Annotated in this window: 6 protein-coding genes; 5 read left to right on the forward strand and 1 reads right to left on the reverse strand. The window is 47.6% G+C overall.

Features of this window, described 5'->3' with window-relative positions; translation table 11 throughout:
• Positions 1–157: 157 nt before the first annotated feature.
• On the reverse strand, positions 158–781 hold the full coding sequence (locus tag DP091_RS31035; protein ID WP_113061848.1) for a copper amine oxidase N-terminal domain-containing protein: 624 nt from the start codon (positions 779–781) through the stop codon (positions 158–160).
• A 213-nt stretch (positions 782–994) separates the two neighbouring features.
• Between DP091_RS31035 and DP091_RS31040 the strand changes: the two genes are divergently transcribed.
• From DP091_RS31040 to DP091_RS31060, 5 genes are all read left to right on the forward strand, one after another.
• Positions 995–1,186: a hypothetical protein gene (locus tag DP091_RS31040; RefSeq protein ID WP_113061849.1), complete on the forward strand. Its 192-nt coding sequence runs from the start codon at positions 995–997 to the stop codon at positions 1,184–1,186.
• 140 nt (positions 1,187–1,326) lie between these two features.
• Positions 1,327–1,671: a hypothetical protein gene (locus DP091_RS31045; protein WP_113061850.1), complete on the forward strand. Its 345-nt coding sequence runs from the start codon at positions 1,327–1,329 to the stop codon at positions 1,669–1,671.
• A 225-nt stretch (positions 1,672–1,896) separates the two neighbouring features.
• Positions 1,897–2,388: a cation:proton antiporter regulatory subunit gene (locus DP091_RS31050; protein WP_113061851.1), complete on the forward strand. Its 492-nt coding sequence runs from the start codon at positions 1,897–1,899 to the stop codon at positions 2,386–2,388.
• Positions 2,389–2,391: 3 nt separating this feature from the next.
• Positions 2,392–3,636 (forward strand): cation:proton antiporter, encoded by a 1,245-nt coding sequence (locus DP091_RS31055; RefSeq protein ID WP_113061852.1) that lies wholly within the window; start codon positions 2,392–2,394, stop codon positions 3,634–3,636.
• A 17-nt stretch (positions 3,637–3,653) separates the two neighbouring features.
• Complete coding sequence (locus DP091_RS31060; protein ID WP_113061853.1) at positions 3,654–4,523, forward strand: YitT family protein; 870 nt, start codon at positions 3,654–3,656, stop codon at positions 4,521–4,523.
• Positions 4,524–4,621 lie beyond the last annotated feature (98 nt).

Consider the following 4,621-nt stretch of genomic DNA (forward strand, 5'->3'; position numbering starts at 1 on the left):
TTTTGATCACGAAGCGAATCAGGAAGCAGCTCGGCATCGAATCTTGAATTCAGCCGGTCCTTCCGGTGCTCACGTACCCAAAACGTACGCTCCGCTCCTCAGTCCCTAACTTCATCCAACCTTCTTGGTGCTGAAAATCGACCTTTTTGAACACGTACTATAAGGAGATTCTCAGAATTTTATCATGATCGGTATAGTTCACGCCAGCACCAAGGCCTCTTGCAAACACCTGAATCGGAACGTACGTCACGCCGTCGATCACTTTTGGAGCGACCGTAACGGTTTCCGATTTGCCGTTGTAAAAGACGGTTTTGCTGCCAATCGTGAGTGTTATTTTATGATTGCCTCTTTGCACGCCAATGCTGGCCGCTTCGCGATTCCAGGTAACCTCAGCTCCCATTCCTTCGGCGATTTCCCGCAGCGGCACCAGATTGACGTTGTTATACACCAACGGCTCACTGCCAAACTTCACTACGCTGCCGTTAACGAAAACTTTAAGACCCGACTTGGCATAAGCCGGCGCTGCCGGCTTCGGCGCAGCGGACTTTGTTGTACTGTTCTTCGATGATTTGGCTTTTGGCGTGGATGAGGACGACTTGCTGCTTGAAGAGCTTCCTCCGCCGTTATGATAATGATACTCGCCATATGACAGACCCCAGCGTTCGCAATTCGTACGGCAGGTATGCCCTCCATTGGCATCCGTTCTTCCTGGATGAGCAGAAACAACCGAACCGGACACAAGCAATAAAGCGATGGTGCAGCACAGCATTTTTTTCTTCATAACAAACAGTACCCCCTGGTATAATATTCCTCCACTATATTCTAGCATATTTCTTATATAGCAGATGGTTATATAGAGCCACATAATATAGAAGAAAGAATATTGTCATGCTGATGATCGCTTGCCTTGTTTCATTTTCAACCCCCGCGTTTATTCGTTACATATAACAGATCCTTTTGTGCCAAAATATTGCCAGAAAGGAATGAGACCTTGATGAATAAAAAGAAACCTGAATATGACGGACAGTTCCCCGGCGTTGACCCTATTCCCGAGCCCGATCGTCCGGATCAAGCCGCAACCGACAAACTCGACGATCTGGTCCTTGGTATTTTGGAAGACAAAGATGAATCGAAAATCGAGATCGATCCCGATACGGAAAATTACGATAAACTTCGTAAAAAGTAAGACAAGTCTCACTTCAATATAATGTAAAAAATGAAATCAATCTGTAAAAGTGTTCAAAAATAATTTATCGTTCTCATTTTGAGAACGATTATTTTTATGTTATCATTAACATAGAAGCTTGGGACGAAGGGGGAGTAACCGTGAACCGTTTCTTAAAAACAGCAAGAATTCTTTGGATGCTGGTACTTGTTCTGGTTACGGCATTTGCCCTTTACATTCCCGTCCAGGAGTACTACAGCAGCGAAACCCATGATGAGCGGTATGTATACAAGCACGACCATCATCTGAAAGCGGCTGTTCTGAAACACTCGCAAATTCTCTCCAAACTTAAGGCAGCCGGCAATGCCTTGCCGCTGTTCTTATTGATGTCGGCCGTTCTCATGCTGCAGGCTCCCAAAACACGTCTGCCTTATCGGCCGATCATTCCGCTTCGACTCCGGCTTTTATTATTATTCCCCATTAAATACACATCGAAGTTCGTTTAGTATCCTCCCCTTTTTCGCATTCAAACTGACTGCGGTTTCTTAAATTCGCCCAATTTCTCATTTCTCAGGCAACCCTTCGATCAACCTGTGATGATTTACGTATGCACAGAGGTTTATTAAAGATTTCATCCTGAATGGATTGTTTTATTTGGCTGCGTATATTTTGAGAACCGTGTGACCGGTCTGCAAAAAACTAAACGAGTATTTTTAGGAGGATTTTAACCTATGCATGTTCGCGAAACAGATTTGCCCGGAATTGGTAAGAAGTTCGTAATTGATACCCGCGGTGGCGATAAACTGGTCATTATCATCCACGATGACGGCCGCCGTGAAATGTACCATTATGAGCATGACGATCCGGATGAAAGCATCTCCATGATTTCCCTAGATGATGATGAGGCTCGCCAAATTGCTGCGATCGTTGGCGGTCTCACTTATAAACCTAAAGCGCTGGAAACGATCGACATGGCGCTGGACGAATTGATTATCGAATGGTATCGCATCGAGCCGCATTATTACGGGGCAGGCAAATCGATCGGTGATTTGGGCGTACGCCAAGCCTCAGGTGCAACCATCATTGCGACAGTCGATAAAAACAGTAAACAAATCAATCCCGGACCTGACGTTATTATTTCGCCGGACTCGACTCTCGTTGTCGTCGGTGAACGTCAACAACAGCGGCTATTTAAACAAATCTTGATGAACGGACGTGGTTGATGAATGGATCATTTGGTTTTAGAAGTTGGACTGGCGATTTTCCTGATCGCCCTGGCGGGGTTGCTATCAGCTAAACTCCGGTTTTCCGTCGTCCCTTTCTACATTCTGGTGGGGATGGCGGTAGGGCCTCATGCTTTTCATTTTGGATCATTCGATTTTCGTTTTATAGAAAGTGCTCCGTTCATCGACTTCATGGGACGCATCGGCGTACTGTTTCTTCTGTTCTATCTTGGCCTTGAATTCTCGGTCGGCCGGTTAATCAAATCAGGGAAGTCCATCGTTGTCGGCGGCAGCATCTATATTGCCATTAACTTTACACTTGGACTGATGATCGGGATCTTCTCCGGATTCCCCGTGGCGGAAACACTCATTGTTGCGGGAATAACCACCATCTCCTCAAGCGCGATCGTAGCGAAGGTGCTGGTTGACCTGAAAAGAACGGCGAATCCCGAAACCGAGATGATTCTTGGTATTATCATGTTCGAGGATGTTTTCCTGGCTGTTTATATCTCTATTCTGTCCGGCCTCGTATTGAGCGGATCATCATCGCTGGGCGGAGTATTGTTATCTGCGGTGATCGCCCTCGGATTTATGCTGCTTGTCCTTATTATTGGCCGTAAAGCCGTACCGCTTCTGAATAAAGCATTAAATATACGGTCGAACGAATTGTTTGCCTTGGTTGTTTTTGGTGCGTTGTTCCTCCTCGCAGGATTCGCTGAGACGATTCATGTCGCCGAGGCCATCGGCGCTCTGCTCGTCGGGCTTGTCCTGGCTGAGACAGAGCATAGAGAACGTATTGAGCATTTAATATTACCATTCCGTGATTTCTTTGGAGCCATATTCTTCTTTAGCTTCGGTTTAACGATTGTACCTTCCGAGCTTGGCGGAGCTGTGTGGTTATCGCTGATCGCTGTTATCATCACGCTCCTTGGTAACTTTATTGCAGGCATGCTTGCAGGACGCAGTGCGGGATTGTCCTCCAAAGCATCCTCCAATATCGGTCTGACCATCGTATCCCGCGGAGAATTCTCCATTATTCTCGCGAATATGGGTAAAGCGGGCGGGCTTGCAACCTTCATTCAGCCGTTCGCAGCCCTGTATGTGCTGATACTGGCCATCCTCGGACCGCTGCTCACCAAGGAGTCCAAGCATGTGTATAACTTCTTGAACAAAATCATTAAATTTAAAGACCATAAGGAGAAGAAACCGGTTAAACCGAAGCTAAAGGATGAAAGTGCTAGCGGATAAAGGAGGGTACATTGCCTATGGTTCAAGCCCCGGTTCGGGTGACGAACGGTCCGCAAAAGGCCGTAAATAAGGCAAGTACACGAAGAAGAATGAGCATGGCTGCCATCGGAGGCCTGATAGCAGCATTCGGTTTAGATTTATTTCTTGTTCCCAGCGGCATCATCGCGGGCGGCGTAACGGGAATCTCTGCGCTCGCTTCGCATCTGACGGGACTTCATACAGGCATGTTTCTGTTTGCATTAAACCTGCCTCTGCTCCTGCTGGTTTACCGTAGGTCCAACCGGGAGATAGCCGTCATTGCGACTGTCGGGCTGCTTACTTTTTCCGTATGCTCGATCCTGTTTTTTCCGGTTCCCGCTCTCATTGACAGCAAAATCGGGAGCGCAGGCATCGGCGGCATTTTCCTTGGGCTGGGCATCGGTCTCGGCCTTCGTTACGGCGTCGTTCTGGACACACTCCAAATGCCCAAGTTTCCGCAGCAGATATCACATCTGTTAACCCGTTTTAAGCTGCCGTACGTCCATATCATGGTCAATACATTCGTGCTGTCATTGGCCGGACTGCTGCTCGGCTGGGAACGGGCGATGTACTCTGCGATCGCATGCCTGATGGCGCTGGAGACCGGACGTATTACGACTTCAAGCCTTCCGCTTAAACGAGAGGTCCGGATTCGCAGTGTGAGCGAAGCGGAAATCAGACACAGCATGAAATCCATCATGGGGTATGATACCCAAGCTGCTGATACGAAAGATGACGCTATGTATGATGGCGACACCATCGGTTCGACGCAGCTGGTCTATCGGGTTCACATTCTGGAGATGCCCAGGTTCAAATCCATCGTGAGAAGCCTGGATCCGAATGCCGAGATTACCATCATTCAGAAGTAAGTTTCTCTCTAACATGTAAACAGGCCGGCTAAGGGGTTGCCCTTGAAGTGACCCCCAAAAGTTAGACATGGTTATTTCATTAGGCAGCTTTCTCAAAA

Origin of the sequence: Paenibacillus sp. MDMC362, assembly GCF_003269305.1 — a bacterium.
Lineage (GTDB): Bacteria > Bacillota > Bacilli > Paenibacillales > Paenibacillaceae > Paenibacillus_AQ.